The organism is Bacillus sp. SIMBA_026 (genome assembly GCF_046535335.1).
Classification (GTDB): Bacteria; Bacillota; Bacilli; order Bacillales; family Bacillaceae; genus Bacillus; species Bacillus velezensis.
Genome location: NZ_JAWRWX010000002.1, coordinates 549,211 through 567,104 on the forward strand (window position 1 = coordinate 549,211; position 17,894 = coordinate 567,104).

A 17,894-nucleotide genomic window follows, 5' to 3' on the forward strand; every position below is an offset into this window, starting at 1 on the left:
AATCAAATTTTTTTTCACTTTCAAGCCGCATGCAAATGCTGCTAAAAGGTTTGTAAAGCATAATAGAAAAACCCCTTGATACAAAGGGGTTTTTCTATTATTCAGATTCAAACACAATCTTTACGACTTTCTCAGAAGAATGTCCTGACTCAAGATAACAGAATTTGTCATAAAAAGGTTTGAATGAAACCGGGTGCTGATAATCCGGTGATGAAATATGTTTAATTGCCTCGATCGTTTCCTCTGTCGTTTTCACTAACGGACCAGGAGCATCTTTCTCAAAATCGAAGTAAAACCCTCTGAGTTTATCCCGGTATGTTTCAATATCGGGAACAAAAAACAGCATCGGGCGTTTCAGATTTGCAAAATCGAAAAATACAGAAGAGTAATCGGTGATTAACAGATCTGAAATCATATACAATTCCCGAATATCTTCGTGTGCAGAAAAGTCGTAAGCAAACCCTTCAAACGGACCGAGGTCAAAATTTTCGGCCACAAGATAATGCATTCTCAGAATAACGAGATATTCATCCCCGAGCTCTTCCCTTAATTTATGCAGGTCTAAATCAAGGTCAAATTTATAACGCCCTTTAGCATAAAACTGGTCATCTCTCCATGTCGGCGCATAAAGAATAATTTTCTTATCCTCAGGCAGGTTTAACCTTCTTTTTATCGCTGTGATTGTCTCATTATTATTGTCATTATGAAGAAAATCATTTCTCGGATAGCCTGATTCAATCATAGTTTTATCGAACTGGAAGGCGCGCGCAAATATCTCAGACGAGTAGGCATTAGGGGAAATTAAATAATCCCAATTGGATGCCTCTTTAATAAAATTCTTTTTATATTTTTTCGTATTAGTACCCGGCATATGAACTTCTTCCATATCCATTGCAAGTCTTTTTAAAGGCGTCCCGTGCCATGTTTGAAGATAGGTTGTATGTTCCGGCTTTGGAATCCATAAAGGCAGACGGCTGTTGACGACCCAATATTCTGCCCGCGCCATAGCAAACAGCCACTTGATAGAAAGCCTGTTAATGTATTGAATGCCCTTCTCTTTAAAAGGCGCTGCATACTGTTTATTTACGCTCCAATACATTTTATATTCCGGGTGATTGATTTGCATGTATTCATAAATTGCTCTCGGATTACAGCTGTATTGTTTGCCGTTAAAGCTTTCAAAAATAATGGTCTTGCTTTTAACTGGCATTTTGCTCGCCATTCTGAAAACAACTTTATAACCTTTCGTAATAAGGGAATTTCTGCGTTTTTTCAGTTTTTTCATTTTGGAAATGAAACGTTTTTTCTTCCCTTTTATGAAGTATCTCATCCTTGTTTTCAGGCTGTAGTCGTTCACACGGATACAGACAGTCTGCTTTTTCTTCTTTTTATATACTTCATATCTGACCGGCCCGCTGTCTTTATTCACAACGCTTATGAGGCCTTTCAGTTTATTTTTTCTGTCTCCGAGCACAAGCGGAGTGCTGCTGAGAACAATAGGTTCAGCTTCGTCGTTTTCACAATGAAACTCCATAAACATACGGTAGACAAACCGTTTTTCCAGAGAATAAGGAATATCTTTTAATGGAAGTTTTATTTGGAAATCAAAAATTTCAGGGGTGAATGCATCTTCCCGAAGCTGTTCAATATTCTCCGTTTTTTTCGTCATTTCAATAGGGAAATGTTTTTCTACGGGGTCTTCTCCCCCTTTTTTAATGACAAATTGCAGGTTTTTAACTGAAAGCTGATTCTCCGAACTTAGATATCCTGCATACCCTGAAATCATAATTTCTTCTGCCTTCAGCTGAATCTCATCAAACTTCACAATCTTCGCTTCTCTTTTTACCTTTAAGGAAAAATTCCCCTTATCGGTTGTATAAGGCAAAATTAACAGCTCAGTCGTATGATCAAGGTGGTAGGCACGCTCAATCGCTTCAGCTTCCACAGATAAACGCACCTGCTGCGGCTGTTCTTCTTCTTCCGCTTCCGGTTCACCAAGTACCACATAAAAATCATAAGTCTGTCCCATTTCTAAAGGTTCAGGAAACGAGTGAATATTAATTGATGCGCTGTATTGAGCCGGGCTCTCTTTCTCTAAAATAATAAAGTCCTCGGCTCCGGAACGCCGTTCTTTTAATTTTAAATAACATTTCACTTCCTCAGCTAACGGTTCTTCGCTTTCAAGTGAAATAGAGAGCGCCAGATCGCCCACATTATTTTTTAAGCTTTTCAAAATACATTTACTCACAGTATTTTCATCCATACTTATTTTCTGCTCCTCTGTATTAAAGCTCTTCACTTTGCCGATTTACTTAATCGATGTGATCCTTTTTGTTTAATTTAATAGAGAAATTCCCTTTCACAGTCGTATAAGGTTCGAAAGTATATCCGTTATTCATAAACCGTTCCTTTTCGCCGAAAATAACTTCACGGCTGGATACCCTTCTAAGAATACTGATATGGTCAGCTGTTACAAACTGAATGTAAAAGTCAAGAACCGAAGTATGATTAGCATCGATTTTTTCTTTTTTGATATCCTTTTCAAAATCAATAGTAAATGGCTGAGCCGGTTGATCAGCGGATACGGAGATGATTTCAGCTTTGTTTTTCCGATCAATCCCGACCAGTCTGACTTTTTCAAAGCCATCATTCTGATCGCACACTGAAACGCTGATCGCCAATCCGGTGCCGTTATTTTCAAAGGATGTAATCGGCTGTTCTTTAGAACCGGCTTTTTCAGCGAGCCGTTCCTTTTCTTTTCTCACTTCAATCATTTTGGAAAGAGCATATGACCAATTTTTAATATAATTTGGCTTTGAGTATTTCTCAGCCATTTTAAAGGCCTGACGTGAAAATTGTTGATGAGTGCTGTCATCTCTCATTAAAGAGACAATGGCCTCGGCTAATTTTTCTATATTATATTGCTCGATTACATAGCCGTTTACTCCGTCTTCTACCAAGCTTCTGGCACCGTAATCATAATCGTAAGTTACCACAGGGCATCCGTTGCTCAATGCTTCCATGTTGGACAGACCGAAGCCTTCAAAGTGAGAAGTTGAAATTGTCAGCCACGCTTTTTGAAACTCGTAATCAGGGTTATTCGTGTAGCCTTTCAGCAATACATTATTCTGGAGGTTTTGAGCTTCAATTTCCTTTTTGATTTTTTCTGTATCTTCTCCGGACCCGAATATTTCCAGTTTTGCATCCGGGATTTCATTTACGACAAGTTTGAACGCTTTAACGGCATGCGTCAGGTTTTTCATCGCGGCAAGCCTTGAGATAATAACCGCTTTATTTCGTTCACTCGGAACGTTCAGTACCTCTTCATCAAGCGGTTTATTAATGGTATGCGGCGTAAAAAAGAAAGTCTCTTTTTCCCCTGTAATCAAAATGAAATCTGCAATCTGCTCCTCAGTAATAAAAAATACAGCATCCAGATTATTCATCTGGCCAAAAACTTCTTTATAACGCCCTTTGATCTGGAATTTATTATCACCATAATGTTTATTGTGAATAATCGCGGCATAATATGATGACGGCGCTTTTTTCACTCTGAAGACATGTTTGTCCTGAGGTCTGCTGTCTACCAGAAATAGTTTAGGCTGATCGTTTTCATTTTGAAGAACGTCTATCCAATACCGGCGCAGCTCAGATTCATCTTTAAATGTTAATGGACCTTCCTCCGTGTACCACGTAAAATGGGTAAATTTCACTTCTTCACTTTGGCTGTCCCACATGTAGTGTTTTTCCAGGTAAACGACACTTTCGCTGTTGATAAACTCCTGAAGGAAAATTTGATTAATCTTTGTGTCAAAATGAGAGACAATGACGGGTTTTCCTTCTTTATTGTATTCTTCTCTTTTGATTACTTGTTTCTCATCATTCAGATAGTCTACGTAACGCACCGCCGCACCGCCTGAATAATAGGAAAGAATATAATCATTTGATGATTTGCCGAAGATTTTTGAAATTGCCTTGCTTACTTTCCCCTTGCTGACATGTCTTTTTATTTGTTCCAGCTCAATTTTCTCCGAATAAATCCGCTTGCCTTTTGTTTTTTTACTTAAAAAGTCATCATACATGTTTATAACTTGAGTGTATTCAGAGTCAGCTTTTCCCTTTTCAAACAGCTCGTTCTTTTTTCTAGCAAACTCTAAATCAAATCTAAAAGTAAGAAAGGCGGTTTTCTTTTGGCTTTCTTCTCCGAATAGTTTAGAACGCAATAATAGTGATTTGGTCAGACCGCCGTAATTATCCGGCAGTCCGCCTGAGATAAAATAATACATCATATCGGGAAGCTCATTATTATAGTTAATAGGCTGATTGGACAAATTTTTTCTCCCTTTCACCATATGAATTTAGTAAAACACTGCAAAATAATACTATTCCCGCAGATTAAATTAGCAAAACCAATTTAAGCATCAAAAAGTACTTCTTATCAATAAATAAGAAGTACTTTGATGGTTTTTCACTCAATCTATTATAATTCCGTATTACACCCCGGCAATTTCTTTTTTAATCTGTGTGGTGGAAATGCCTTCGGTTCTAGGGAGGTAGATGACTTCGCATTGATCTTTAAGGAAATCGAATTTGCCTTCCCAATCGTCTCCCATTACGAACACGTCGATGTTGTGATCCGCTACGTCACGTACTTTTTGATCCCAGCTGTTTTCCGGAATGACTTCGTCGACATAACGGATCGTTTCCAGAATCAGCTTTCTGTGTTCATAGCTGTGGTAGGCCTTTTTTTGTTTTTGCAGGTTGAACTCGTCTGTTGAGATGGCAACAACAAGGTAATCCCCAAGCTGCTTTGCGCGCTCAAGCAGTTTAATATGACCCCAATGCAGTAAATCAAACGTACCGTAAGTAATGACCTTCTTCATGAAACAAAAGCTCCTTTCTATCATCATACGTATAACAAGCAACTGCCCTGAAATGCTGCGCAGCTGTATCCTTAATCACTAAAGTGCCAATTTCGTACTCATGGAACCTCATTATATCACATAGCCCTGAAAAGGTTAAGCCAATGTAAAACGAAGTTAAAATCCACTTATTAACAAATGTTATTACAATAGGAGTTTAGCAGGGTTTTTGCGCGTATGATTAAAGAAATTGTTATCTTATTTATATTTTTGTAAAACTATTGTTAAGTTTATCTGAAGGTATTATGTTAAAATAAAGCTTAGCCTAAGTCACGAAAAAGTGAAAGAAAATCCCGTACAAAAAGGAGGACGGCAGATGCAGACTGAAATGGTGCACAACCTTTCTTATGTTAATGGAAATTTACAGGAGTTTATTTCATATTTAGACACTTATTATATCGCACAAAAGCAAGGAGCCGTCATTGCGACGGTCAATCCTGAGATCGGATACGCTGCGGCGAAAGACAAAGGTTATCATCAAGTCATTTCATCCGCGGATTTCGTCCTGCCGGATGGTATCGGCGTCGTGTTAATGTCACGTTTGACGCAGCACCCGCTGAAATCAAGAATTGCGGGATTCGATGTGTTTCTTGCGCTGCTCGGCCTCGCAAACCGGCAAACTAAAAAAATATTTTTATACGGAGCTAAACAAGACGTGCTTGACGCCGTTTTGAACCGGATCAGCAAAGAGTATCCGAATATTGAGGTTGTCGGAGCCAGCAACGGTTATGAAGCGGATAAACGCTTCGTCGCCAAACAGATTTCCCGGGCGAAACCCGATCTCGTGTTTGTCGCCTTAGGATATCCCCATCAGGAACAATTTATTTATGAATACAAACATCTTTTTCCTCAGGCTGTATCGATCGGTTTGGGCGGAAGCTTTGATGTGTTCAGCGGAACGGTGAAACGCGCCCCTGAATGGATGATTAAAACGAATCTGGAATGGCTGTACAGACTGGTGACGAATCCGTGGAGATGGAAAAGGATGCTGAACATTCCGAAGTATGCTTTTACCGTTTTGAGAAATAATAAATCAAATAAAAGCCTGTATTCCAAGCAGGCAGAAGATCAAACGAAACAGCTTTAAACAAATAAAACAGCAAAAGAGATTGGTAATCTATGAACCTGCGATCTTTATTCGCCGCTTTTTATTCTATATATCTGTCTGTTCTCGGCGTTTTGTTCAAGCCTGTAAAGCCCAAGAACCATCTGACCCTGCTGGTATCTTTTGAGGAGAATGCGCAGGCTCTCATCCGTTCTTACAAAGCGCACGCTGAATCGCTTTCTTATGAAGTGACGGTTTTGTATACGAGACACGCCGTCAGTCTGAAAAAAGAGCTGGAAGGTGTCGGCTCTTTTTATGTGAACGAAAAACATCCGCTGCATCTTTTGAAGGCTGTTTTGATCCTTTTTAAGAGCAAAGTGGTGATAACGGATAACTATTTCCTCATGACAAGCGCCTTAAACCGCCGGCCGCAAACGACATGCATTCAGGTGTGGCATGCGAACGGCTCTTTGAAAAAGTTCGGCCTTGAGGATGTGACGAATCAAAACCGCCCGGCATCAGACATCAGCCGTTTTAAAAAAGTGTACCGCTCGTTTGACTTTGTCACCGTCGGCTCAGACGCGATGGCTGACGTTTTTAAAAAGTCGTTCGGCATACGGGACGGCCAGCTGTTAAAAACGGGTGTCCCCCTGACTGACGTCTATTATGAAGAACACAAGCCCGAACTGAAGCACAAATGGCCGAAAAAAATCATCTTGTACGCACCGACATTCAGGGATTATGATATGCAATCCTTTCGGCTGCCATTCACCGAAGAACAGCTCACAAACGCGTTAAACGGAGAGTATATGCTGCTTGTAAAGCTTCATCCTGCCGTTTTGCATCATATTTCGGCTTCGTTTGAAAGCGAACTGATCAAGAACGTGTCTGACATGCGTCTTCATGATCTCTTGAAAGCGGCTGATATTTTAATTACGGATTACTCTTCTGTGCCTTTTGAATTCGCGCTCTTAAATAAACCGATTTTCTTTTTCACGTATGATCTGGAGGAATATGATCAAAAGCGCGGTTTAATCGACAATTATACTTCCGTCATTCCCGGAAAGGCTTGTCATGACAGCGAAGCCCTTCTGGAGGAAATGACGAAAAAGCCATTTCGTGCAGAAGAAATGAAGCGGTTCTCGGACAAATGGAATATGTATTCAGATGGGAATTCGAGTGAAGCGTTATTGAAATTTGCGGAAACAAAAATGAAAAATTGTGCTGAAGCACCTGCCTGAATCCGACGGCGGGTGTTTTTTGCATGAAAAAAGGGCTGAAGCATACACTTCAGCCCTTTTTTTATACTTTCATATACACGGGAACATCATAGTAAAGCGTATAGTCATCCAGCAGTGAGTATAAGCTGTACATGCGGTTTACCTGCTTATACGCCCAGCCGATGTCTGTCGCATACTGATGGGCCGCGGCTGGGGACCATCTCATTTTATACAGCGTATCCTGCTCGTATGAAGGATTGTGAATATAAGAGGCACCGATAAATTGGGCTCCGCCGATAATCGCGGCTTCCGGAGTAAACCAGCCTTGATTATACGCGTATTGTGCGCCGTAGTAATTCGGATTGCTGTCATAAGCCCCGATGCCGTACATGTTGTAAACCTTTTTACCATTATACATAATGCCGTTCGCAAGCTCTGACGTGCCATTGCCCGTTTCAAGCAAAGCATGCGAAATCAAATACACTTCATTGATGCTGTATTTGCCGGCGGCTGTAATAAAGGCCTGGCCTTTCCCTGTCAGTATTCCTTTATTGACCAGCACTTTTTGATTCAGTTCCGATGCGTTCAGTCCGGCTGCCTGAGAGAGCTTCAGAAATTGAAAGTAATACTTGCTGTCTTGTGCGAATTGAGCCGGATTGACATACTGCCCGACTTCGTCACTGCTGGCGTTTCTCCAGCCCATGCTGAGTTTGGCCCAGCCGTTTGTCTGGCCTGTGATGCTGACTTTATCACCTTTTTTCAACTGCCCGATAATATTGCCGGAGCTGACTTCCGGGGTTGACCGGACGTTCAGGACGTCGGCTGTGACCGTTCCGGAGGCCGTATTGATGTACGTAAGCGATGCATAAGCCGCGGCATCAGTCTGCGGGCTGACTGTCATTTGTTTTTTGACCATATCTGCCAGCGAGATGTTGTAATTGGTATTCATGATTTGCGGTCCGTTTTTTATTTTCAAAATAGCCATCGTCCATCCGTACAGCTTTTTCAGCTTTTGGGAGGCGGCGTCCGCTGACTGCGCTCCCGTGAATTGATTGCGAATGCGGAGTTCATAAACCGGATGGCTTTCACTCGTATAGCCGGCCTGTAATTGTTTGGCGCTGAAAAAGCTCATGCTTTTATTTAAAACGGTTTTACTGCTGAATGTTTCGGTTTTGATGACGTACTGTGCAGAGCCGGTTTTCCCCGTCTCCTTCACAGTTCCGGCCGCTTTGTTTTGCTTAAAAAAAGCAGTCACGCGGTCAATGTCTTCCTTTTTAAGCAGCGGTGCCGTTTCAATTCTGAATTGTGTATACGCCGCTTCACCTGTTTTCTGTGCGGAGGCAGATACTTTTTTCCCTTTGAAAAAGTCCAGCGAACGATTGATCTTTGCCGTATCAAGCAGTGATTCGGTTGTGACTTGGTACGTTGTGTCCGTCTGCTTGGATATCGTTTTTGAAATGGCAGTCAGTTTATATCCCGCCAGCAGATTCAATCCTTTTTTTATCTTCGACTGGTCTGCCGTCTGCTGAGAAAGCAGCTGATATTCGTTTTCTGCTGTTTTTCCCGCCGCTGTTCTTGCCGTCTTTACATGCTGCTGGCGGAAAAACGCCTCCGCTTGATCTGCCTGTGCAGCGGTAAGCTGCCCTGCCGTGATCCGATAAACGGACACTGATGCTGTCTTTTTGACAGGCGATGCGTCGCAATGCCATTTTTTCTTTTTAAAGAAAGCTTGAACACTTTGCAGCTGCTTAGCCGTCAGTCCGCTCATCGCGACCGTATAATTATTTTTCTTGCCGGCTTTTTGATAGCTTCCGCTGACACCCGTATTCTTCTTGATTTGGGTGATAGCATTTTGCACGGCGCTTACTCCGTTAAAATATCCTGACTGCACGTTGTACACGGTTGCTGTTTTGCTTTGGGCATACTTTTGAACATTCCCTTTGACGCCCGTTTTCTGCTGAAGCTGTTTCGCTAAACCTGCCGCAGCATTTGCATTTGAAATGTCAGAGGCTGTCACGGTGATATTCGGACTGGCCTTTGCCGTGACTTTCAGCGACGACTGCAATCCTGTTTCCTTTTGAAAATCAGTTTGGATTTGAGCGGCTTTTTGATCGCCGGAGATGGTTCCTGATTGGATCTGAAACCGGGCTGTTTCCCGTTTGACCTGACGGTATGACGCTTTCACGCCCGTCTGCTTTGTCAACGCTTGCGAGAGCGCTTTTGCGTCTGCTTCGGCCGCCATCTCAGCAGTCACGACCTGCATATACGGCTGTTTTGTCCCCGCCGCCTTGACGGCGCCGGTCACGCTCGTTTTTTTCGTCAGTTCGGCAAGAAGATTTTTCGTCTGCCGCTCGTCTGATAGAACGCCTGATGTGACGGTCACGTACGGCTGTTTGCTTCCGCTTGCGCTGTAAGTGCCGGTCACGCCCGTCTGCTTCGTAAAATCTTTCAGCACGGTTTTCGCATCCGTTTCATCGTGTAAGCCTGAAGCTGAGATTTGATAAGTGAGCGGCGTATTTCCGGCTTTCTTTACGTCAGCCTGCCACCCCGTATCCTTTTTCAATTTGGCTGCCGCTTGAAGCGCCTCGTTCTCAGAAGCAAATTGCTGCTTCGTTTCCAGCTCGTAAACGGAGTAGTCGCTGTATGCGGCCTCAGCGGGCTGTGTAAGGGTGCAAAAGACAAGGAAAACGGCGGACAATAACATAGGTGCAACGAATCTCTTTTTCATTCCTTCTCCTCTTTCTGATTCAATTGGTTTCTATCAAACTAGTTTATTTATCGGCCGGCCTTCTTCATTTTTACAGAGAGAAACCACCCAATTTTCCAAATAAAAAAAACTTAATCCCAGAGCTGGGATTAAGTTTGGTTTTATATATGAGAAACGATGAGCGTGCAATCTCCGTTTATCGTAAAGTCTGGCATCTGATCCGGCAGTATGAAATGCGCGCCTTTTTCAAGCTTGGCAGACTTGCCTTCACAGATGATGGAGCCGCTTCCTTCTATGACGCTGCACAGCATAAACGGAGCGTCCTGGGTCATTTCCGCCGTCCCGCTGATATCCCATTTGTATACAGAAAAATATTCTCCCTGCACAAAGGTTTTGATGGTGACGCCTTTTCTCGTTTCAGTTGATTCATCTAAAAATCCGTCCACATGAGGAACGGTGGCGGCGTTGACGGCATCGCGGATATGCAGCTCACGTGCCTGGCCGTTTTGATCTGTACGCCCGTAATCATATATCCGATAGGCGGCCTCTGAATTCTGCTGTGTTTCAAGCACGAGCGCCCCCGCGCAAATGGCATGGATGGTTCCGCTCGGCACATAATAAAAATCGCCGGGTTTGATCTTCACGCGGCGCAGCAGGCCTTCCCAGTCACCGCTGTTAATCATGGTGACAAGTTCCGCTTTCGAACGGGCCGTGTGACCGTATATGATTTCCGCATTTTCTTTACAGTCAATAATGTACCAGCACTCAGATTTCCCCGTTTCGCCCAGTCCATGCTCCTCGGCGTCATAATCGTCAGGATGGACTTTAACAGACTGATGATGTTTGACGTCCAGTATTTTCGTCAGCAGCGGAAATCGGTCCCCTTCCGTTCCGCCGAATAATTCTCTATGCTGATCCCACAGTTCCATCAAGGTTTTCCCTTGATACGGACCGCTTTTGACCGTGCTCATTCCGTGCGGATGGGCTGAAATCGCCCAGCATTCGCCGGTTGTTTCTGAAGGTATGTCGTATCCGAATCGTTCGCGTAATAACGTGCCGCCCCATAGTTTTTCTTTACATACAGGCTGTAAAAAAATCGGCTCTTGCGTCATGTTCGTTCCCCTCCCCTTAAAAAGCGGCTCATATCCCATTCCCCCTGTGTCTTTTTTAAAACACGGAGGGAGCCGCGGTTAAAAACAATATGTATAATGGCTGACCTGCTCATTATACCATTCGGATGGGGCGGAATGCTCAGTCATTTCCTATTCCAGAATAAAATGCCTTGTTTGTCGCAAATTAAAATAACTGATGGAAAGGGGGGGAACATTTTGACGATACATGCGGAGCTCGGCAAAAACCTTGAAGTGCTGAAAAAACGGTTCGGCCAAAGCGATGACATGATGTTTTATTCGTTTACGTACGGAAACGGCAAATGTGACGCCTGTCTTATATATATAGACGGACTGACCGACAATCAATTGCTTGCGGAATATATTATTTCGCCCGTGCAGGCGGCCGCCCGGCATCAAGAGGAACCGGCTGAAACACCGCCGTCATCCATCTCTTTCGGCTATCGTCATACCCGGCTTTCTTCACTTAAGGACGCGGAGGCAGACATTTTCTCCGGCAAATCGGTTTTGCTGGCGGAGGGATGGGAGGAAGCTCTTTCGTTTGAGACGGAAACATTTAAAATGCGTGATATTGAAGAACCGTCTTCAGAAGTGCTTGAACGAGGACCGAGGATAGGTTTTGTCGAAAAGCTCCGAACAAACACGGCGCTGTTGCGCGAGCAGTCCGGTGATCCCAACCTCCAGATCAAAGAGATCACACTCGGCGAACGGACAAAAAAGCGGATCGCCGTTGCTTACATTCGGGATATCGCGCCTGATGATGTTGTAAAAGAAGTGATGAAAAGACTGGATTCGATCACCATTGACGACATTCCGGAATCAGGAGCGATCGAGCAGCTTATTGAAGATAACACGTATTCTATTTTCCCGACCGTCTTGACGACCGAACGGCCCGACCGGGTTATGGGCGCTCTTTTGGAAGGAAGGGTCTCCATTCTTGTAGACGGAACGCCTTTTACCCTTTTGGTGCCGGCTACCGTTGATGAATTTATCCACTCACCTGACGATTATAATCAGCGGTGGGTTCCGGTTACCTTTCTCAGGCTGCTTCGGTATACATGCATTTTAATCACGATTTATTTACCCGGCCTTTACATATCGCTCGTTACGTTTCACACGGGGCTTTTGCCGACGAGAATGGCGGTTACGATTGCCGGAAGCAGATTGAATGTCCCGTTCCCTCCTTTTGTTGAAGCGTTCATCATGATTTTTACGATCGAGATGATCAGAGAAGCCGGACTCAGGCTGCCGAAGCCGATCGGACAGACGATCGGCCTGATCGGGGGCGTGGTGATCGGACAGGCCGCCGTTCAGGCGAATATTGTCAGCGCGATGATGGTCATTGTCGTATCCGTTACGGCGTTGGCTTCTTTTACGGCGCCCTCCTATGCGTTCAATTTTCCGCTGAGGCTCATCCGTATTTTTTCAATGATTCTGTCGGCGATATTAGGTTTATACGGACTGATCATGTGCTATCTGCTTGTCATCGGCCATCTGATGCGTCTGAAAAGCTTCGGTCAGGACTATCTTATTCCGATCATGGCGCAGCCTGGCCAAGACTTAAAAGATACGATCGTCAGACTGCCGACGCCTCTTTTGAAAAAACGGCCGACCAGAAAAGAGACGAAAGATAAAATCAAGCAAAGGTGATCCCCATGAAAAAACCGGAAGACAAGCTGTCGTTTATGCAGACACTTCTCATGGTAAGCGGAACAATGATCGGAGCGGGCGTGTTAACACTGCCGCGCTCCGCCGCAACAGCGGACAGTCCGAGCGGATGGATCATTATTCTTGTGCAGAGTGTCGTGTTTATCGGCATCGTCCTGCTCTTTATGCCGTTTTTGCAGAAAAACAGCGGGGAAACCATTTATGAGCTGAATCAAAGCATCATGGGCCGAGCTATCGGTTCTCTTCTGAATTTATTCATCAGCTGTTATTTTGTCGTCACCGTCTGTTTTCAAGCCCGTTTTCTCGGTGAAGTCATCAATTACTTTTTACTGAAAAATACGCCGATGGGTGTCGTCATATTCATCTTTCTGGCGGTCGGCATCTACCATGTGACCGGCGGGGTCTATCCCATTTCAAAGCTTTATGCCTATTTGTTCCCGGTTACGATCGTCATTCTGATTATGCTGCTTATATTCAGCCTGAGACTGTTTAATCTGGATTTCGTCCGCCCGGTCATGGAAGGAGGCTACAAAAGCTTTTTTGAGATGTTTCCGCGGACCCTTTTGTATTTTTCAGGACTTGAGGTGATTCTGTATCTGGTGCCGTTTATGAAAAAACCGAAGCAGGCGAAAAAGGCTGCTGTCTTCGGCATCGCCAGCGCAGGCTTATTTTACAGCATTACGCTGCTTGTCGTCATCGGCTGTATGTCGGTCGCTGAAGCCAAAACGGTGACGTATCCGACCATTTCCCTGATTCACGCCTTAGAAATCCGGGGTATTTTCATTGAGCGGTTTGATATCTTTCTTTTAATCACGTGGACATGCCAGCAGTTTACCTGTATGCTCGGCTCTTTTAAAGGAGCGCATCTCGGATTAAACACCATTTTCAAACTGAAAAATAAAAACAATGCCTGGCTGCTGGGAGGCTTATTGGCAGTGACATTCGGCCTTTCAATGTACCCCGATGATATCAACAGTGTGTTTGCATTCGCGAATATTCTCGGATATGCGTTTTTTGCCGTCATTATGATTCCTTTTCTCATCTGGTTTGTCAGCTGGATGAAAAAAATAGCCGGGAGGAAACAGACGTCATGACACTTTTCATCAAATGGGCGGCGGCGCTTTTCATACTGATGACGCTTTCAGGATGCTGGGACGCGAAGGAAGTCGAAAAGCTATCTTTCGCCCGGGGACTGGCGATAGACGAGACGAGTGACCGCCGATATAAATTAACCTATCAAAACCTGCTGCCCCAAAGTGAAAACAGCCAAGCTTCCGGCCGGCCCGTGTTTGTCAATGTGACGACGCGGGGGGATACCATTCTTGAAGCCGTCAGTGAAGTCGCTTTAAAAGATCCGCCTGTTTACAGCGATCACTTAAAAGTGCTGATATTCAGCGACAAATTGCTGGCCGACCAAAATATACTGCAGATGATGAATCATTTTATCCGCGATGATGAATTACGGCGGAGCAGCTATCTCTTCGCGGCAAGAGGAAAAGCTTCCGATATTCTGACGGAGCCGACGCCGAATCAGCAGCAGCCCATGGCCGCGGAAAAGCTGATCGACCTTACGAACAACGGCGGCTACAACGGGAAGATTTTAAAACCGCTCCGAATCGGGAGAGCTTCGATTTACTGCCATAATAAACTCAGTTTTCTCATTCAGGCCGTCAGCAATCAAAAAGGAAAAACGGTGTATGACGGAGCGGCCATTATCAAAAACGCAAAACAAAACAGATTGGCGGGCTTTCTGTCATCATACGAAATACAGAGCCTGAATTGGCTGATGGGGACGATACGGGGCGGCGTGCTGCCCGCTTTGGATAAAGGGGGGCACCCGATTACCTTCGAGATCAAAAAATCAACATCTACCATCACTCCCAGGCTGAAAAACGGGAAGCTGTCATTTCATGTAGCGGTAAAAACAAAAGGACTTTTGTCAGAGGATCAATATGCCGGAGAAGATTCATTCGATCAGCACTATTTAAACGGGCTGGAAAAGATTTTCGAAAAAAAACTGAAAAGCGATGTGAAAGAAGTCATCGAAAAGCTGCAGAATCAATATGAAACGGACCCTGTATTCTTTTCTGACAGAGTCCGCATTCAATATCCCGACTATTGGAAGAAAGTAAAGCATCATTGGGATGAGACCTTCTCCGAAGCGGCTTTTGACTATGATGTTTCCATTAAGATTACCAACTTCGGAACGATGGGACGGTAGCCTTCAGCCTGTTTTTTCGACACGGAGGAGAATTTGATAAATCCGGCTTTGTTCGGGCAGTTGTGTCACCGGAAATTGCATCGATTGCGCCATTCGTGTGATTTCCTGTAAAAACAGCTGCACCCGCTCATCCACGTGAACATACGTATAGGACTGCTTTTTCACAGCAAATGTCTCTTCCGGAAAGAGCGTGCGCACCGTCTGCGGCGTAAAAAACCGCAAGTGGGTGCGGTCGAGAATGCCGGCGTCTCTGTATGTCCAGTCACCGAGCAGAAGCGGGAACAGCGCTTCGGCGTGGGAAATATTCGGAATGCTGCAAACGATTGATCCGGCAGGCGACAAATAGGATGAATACGTTTCAATGACGCGCCACGGGTCTTTTAAGTGCTCAAGGATGTCCGCGAAAATGATGCAATCAAAAAAGCCTTCCGGATAAGGCAGCTTCACTTCTTCGACATCTTCCTGCAGCACCGCTTCATAGTGTCCTTTTGCCGCTTGCGCCGCCAGCGGGTGCAGTTCTATTCCGTACAGTTCGCAAGGCTGTCTGTTTTGAAGTTCCAGCCCCGTAGCCCCCGCGCCGCAGCCGACATCAAGTATCCGTTTCGCCTCCCGGGGAACGAGCTCCGCAATTTCCGGTCTCGGATGAGTAAAGTACGTAAAATCAGTGCCCCATTTTTCCGTAAACCGCTGGCGGTTCTCCGAATATAACTGATTGATATTGATATCCTGATTAGCCGTAAACGTCGCGTGCCCGTGGTGATGCACAAAAGCATCGAGGGCGATGTGCAGGCTGTAGCCTTTTTGCAGGGCGCGCAGACATAGGTCATCATCTTCAAAAGAACCGTATCCGAATTGTTCATCGAACGGGCCGATGTCTTCAATGACGCTTCTTTTCACCAGAAGACAGAAGCCGACAAGGCGCAGCACCCGCTTTGTATGATGCTTTTCCCGTGCGCAATACGCCTCCGCGAATGACTCCAGCTCATCAAGCGATTGATATGCGTCATGGATCATTTGCGCGCCGCTGACATAGTTGCTGACGGGCCCGACCATACCGGCTTTTTCAGAATGATACAGCACCCTCAGCATGGAGGTGAGCCAATTTTTCGTGACCATCGTATCGTTGTTCAGAAACAGCAGATTTTCTCCCCCTGCCGCTTCGATACCCTGGTTGCACCCTTTGGCGAACCCGAGGTTTTTTTCATTTAGGATGACTTTGATGTCAGGCAGATTTGATATGTATTCTCTCGTTCCGTCTGAGGAACCGTTGTCAACTATAATCAGTTCAATCTTATCTTTGTCGGTGTATCGTTCAATGCTGGCCAGACATTTTTTCGTCAGCTCAAGTTCATTATATGTAAGGATAATAATACTCGTTTTCACCGGCATCCCCGCCTTTATCGTGACTTTATACAACGTATGACATATCCCCGTCATTTATGTGACCGGGCGCCTGCCCGCATCCGTTTTGAGGGGCCGGTGAATAACCGCCCCCCCTAAAACTGAATATTACGGATGAACTGTCCGCCGATTTGATTCTGATCCCGAGCCTCCGTTACGGCTTTTCAGATCCTGCTCAATTTCTTCAAGGCTTTTCCCCTTCGTCTCGGTCACTTTAAACCAGACGAACAGGAATGCCAGTATCCCGATCGCGGCATAAATAAGAAATAAATAGCTGATGCCGACTGCTTCCATTAACATCGGATAGGTTAATGAGACAATCAATGTTCCGGCATGCAGCATCAAAGTGGAGACACCCGTCCCGATACCCCGGACATGCAGCGGGAATAATTCAGGAAGCATGACCCACACGGCAGGCCCCCAGCTGACCGCAAACACAATGATAAACAGGCCTAAACAAATCACCGTTGTCCATGATGCGGCTGCTGAATGTTCAAAGAAGAGATTGACCGCGGCCAATACGAGCAGACTGATGACCATGCCCGCATTTCCGGCCAGCAGCAGCGGCTTCCGGCCGATTTTATCAATGACTTTAATAGCCGCAAGCGTCATGATGACATTGACGGCGCCGATTCCGACAGTTCCCAATATAGACGCGGAATTGCCGAACCCGACACTGGTAAATGTTTTCGGGGCGTAATAAATAATTGTATTTGTCCCGATGAATTGCTGTAAAAAGGCAAGTCCAAGGCCCGCAATCAGCGCGGGTCTCACCCACGGCTCAAACAATTCTTTCAAGCCGCCTTCGTTTTCCTTTTCCGCTTCTTTCATCTGATCAATCTCATCATCAATATTCTTCGTTCCCCGCAATGATGAAAGGATTTCTCTTGCTTTCTCTTCTTTGCCGATCGTAAACAGCCAGCGCGGGCTTTCCGGCATAAATAAGATTCCGATCAGCAGAATGACTGACGGCACAACCGCAAGTCCAAGCATCCAGCGCCAAGCGCCTGCATCGGCAAATATATAGTTCACGATATAAGAAACGAGGATTCCGACCGTAATCATCAGCTGATTCAGCGAAGAAAGCGCCCCCCGTTTATGTTTCGGAGCCAGCTCCGATAAATAGAGCGGAACGATCGTTGTAGATGTTCCGACAGCCAGTCCGAGAATGATCCGGAAAAGAACCATCACCTCTGTATTCGGGGCAAAAGCGACTCCTAAACCGCCTATACAAAACAGCAGCGCCGCTCCCATGATGGCCTTCCGCCTGCCGAACCGGTCGGTCAGTTTGCCGGCGAATCCCGACCCGAGAATCGCCCCCGCCAATAACGAACTGACGACGAGGCCTTCTGTAAAGGCGTTCAGTCCCAGTTCTTTTTTCATAAATAAAATAGCTCCGGAAATGACTCCGGTATCATATCCGTATAACGCGCCGCCGAGTGCGCCGAAAAAATAGAGCCATTTATTCGAGTGTATGCTTTTCATGTTATGTAGACTCCCTTCATCCAACGCTGTATCCGCGCGGAATTGTTCTACTGCTTCTTTTACCTGTTTCCGTCCGTTTCAAACCTTCCGCACCC

At 45.1% G+C, this 17,894-nt stretch carries 12 protein-coding genes; 5 read left to right on the forward strand and 7 right to left on the reverse strand.

The features are described 5' to 3' along the window. Nucleotides 1–97: 97 nt before the first annotated feature. From tagF to tagD, 3 genes are all read right to left on the reverse strand, one after another. Nucleotides 98–2,263, reverse strand: coding sequence for a teichoic acid poly(glycerol phosphate) polymerase (gene tagF / locus SB847_RS13530; protein WP_410577946.1), 2,166 nt, complete (start codon nt 2,261–2,263; stop codon nt 98–100). Nucleotides 2,264–2,312: 49 nt separating this feature from the next. After that, nucleotides 2,313–4,331, reverse strand: coding sequence for an alpha-glucosyltransferase N-terminal domain-containing protein (locus tag SB847_RS13535; protein WP_410577948.1), 2,019 nt, complete (start codon nt 4,329–4,331; stop codon nt 2,313–2,315). Between the two features lie 162 nt (nt 4,332–4,493). Continuing rightward, the gene (gene tagD, locus SB847_RS13540) at nt 4,494–4,883 is read right to left on the reverse strand and encodes a glycerol-3-phosphate cytidylyltransferase (protein WP_003151361.1); all 390 of its coding nucleotides are present in this window, start codon (nt 4,881–4,883) and stop codon (nt 4,494–4,496) included. Between the two features lie 355 nt (nt 4,884–5,238). On the opposite strand from tagD, the gene SB847_RS13545 reads away from it, so the two are divergent. Continuing rightward, entirely contained in the window at nt 5,239–6,009 is a 771-nt protein-coding gene (locus SB847_RS13545; RefSeq protein WP_410577949.1) for a WecB/TagA/CpsF family glycosyltransferase, read from the forward strand. Between the two features lie 32 nt (nt 6,010–6,041). Further along, nucleotides 6,042–7,208 (forward strand): CDP-glycerol glycerophosphotransferase family protein, encoded by a 1,167-nt coding sequence (locus SB847_RS13550; protein WP_410563817.1) that lies wholly within the window; start codon nt 6,042–6,044, stop codon nt 7,206–7,208. A gap of 61 nt (nt 7,209–7,269) precedes the next feature. Here the strand turns inward: SB847_RS13550 and SB847_RS13555 are convergent, their stop codons facing one another. Together SB847_RS13555 and manA are read right to left on the reverse strand one after the other, a co-directional pair. Beyond that, nucleotides 7,270–9,915 (reverse strand): N-acetylglucosaminidase, encoded by a 2,646-nt coding sequence (locus tag SB847_RS13555; protein WP_410563820.1) that lies wholly within the window; start codon nt 9,913–9,915, stop codon nt 7,270–7,272. 140 nt (nt 9,916–10,055) lie between these two features. Further along, on the reverse strand, nt 10,056–11,006 hold the full coding sequence (manA, locus tag SB847_RS13560; protein WP_410563823.1) for a mannose-6-phosphate isomerase, class I: 951 nt from the start codon (nt 11,004–11,006) through the stop codon (nt 10,056–10,058). 216 nt (nt 11,007–11,222) lie between these two features. Here manA and gerBA point away from each other — a divergent pair, with 216 nt between their 5' ends. The 3 genes from gerBA to SB847_RS13575 are packed head-to-tail and all read left to right on the forward strand — an operon-like array spanning nt 11,223 to nt 14,913. Continuing rightward, the gene (gerBA, locus tag SB847_RS13565; protein ID WP_285979969.1) at nt 11,223–12,674 is read left to right on the forward strand and encodes a spore germination protein GerBA; all 1,452 of its coding nucleotides are present in this window, start codon (nt 11,223–11,225) and stop codon (nt 12,672–12,674) included. A 5-nt stretch (nt 12,675–12,679) separates the two neighbouring features. Further along, complete coding sequence (locus SB847_RS13570) at nt 12,680–13,786, forward strand: GerAB/ArcD/ProY family transporter (RefSeq protein ID WP_285979970.1); 1,107 nt, start codon at nt 12,680–12,682, stop codon at nt 13,784–13,786. Then, complete coding sequence (locus tag SB847_RS13575; protein ID WP_410563827.1) at nt 13,783–14,913, forward strand: Ger(x)C family spore germination protein; 1,131 nt, start codon at nt 13,783–13,785, stop codon at nt 14,911–14,913. The genes SB847_RS13570 and SB847_RS13575 overlap by 4 nt, the downstream gene beginning before the upstream one ends. A 3-nt stretch (nt 14,914–14,916) precedes the next feature. Here the strand turns inward: SB847_RS13575 and SB847_RS13580 are convergent, their stop codons facing one another. Together SB847_RS13580 and SB847_RS13585 are read right to left on the reverse strand one after the other, a co-directional pair. Then, on the reverse strand, nt 14,917–16,329 hold the full coding sequence (locus SB847_RS13580; RefSeq protein WP_410563829.1) for a glycosyltransferase: 1,413 nt from the start codon (nt 16,327–16,329) through the stop codon (nt 14,917–14,919). A gap of 93 nt (nt 16,330–16,422) precedes the next feature. After that, the gene (locus tag SB847_RS13585; protein ID WP_038460090.1) at nt 16,423–17,799 is read right to left on the reverse strand and encodes a sugar porter family MFS transporter; all 1,377 of its coding nucleotides are present in this window, start codon (nt 17,797–17,799) and stop codon (nt 16,423–16,425) included. Nucleotides 17,800–17,894 lie beyond the last annotated feature (95 nt).

Coding starts and splice junctions, on each gene's coding strand:
- tagF (WP_410577946.1), bottom strand. CDS start 2,263: ATGGATGAAAATACTGTGAGTAAATGTATTTTGAAAAGCTTAAAAAAT.
- tagD (WP_003151361.1), bottom strand. CDS start 4,883: ATGAAGAAGGTCATTACTTACGGTACGTTTGATTTACTGCATTGGGGT.
- SB847_RS13545 (WP_410577949.1), top strand. CDS start 5,239: ATGCAGACTGAAATGGTGCACAACCTTTCTTATGTTAATGGAAATTTA.
- SB847_RS13550 (WP_410563817.1), top strand. CDS start 6,042: ATGAACCTGCGATCTTTATTCGCCGCTTTTTATTCTATATATCTGTCT.
- SB847_RS13555 (WP_410563820.1), bottom strand. CDS start 9,915: ATGAAAAAGAGATTCGTTGCACCTATGTTATTGTCCGCCGTTTTCCTT.
- manA (WP_410563823.1), bottom strand. CDS start 11,006: ATGACGCAAGAGCCGATTTTTTTACAGCCTGTATGTAAAGAAAAACTA.
- SB847_RS13570 (WP_285979970.1), top strand. CDS start 12,680: ATGAAAAAACCGGAAGACAAGCTGTCGTTTATGCAGACACTTCTCATG.
- SB847_RS13575 (WP_410563827.1), top strand. CDS start 13,783: ATGACACTTTTCATCAAATGGGCGGCGGCGCTTTTCATACTGATGACG.
- SB847_RS13585 (WP_038460090.1), bottom strand. CDS start 17,799: ATGAAAAGCATACACTCGAATAAATGGCTCTATTTTTTCGGCGCACTC.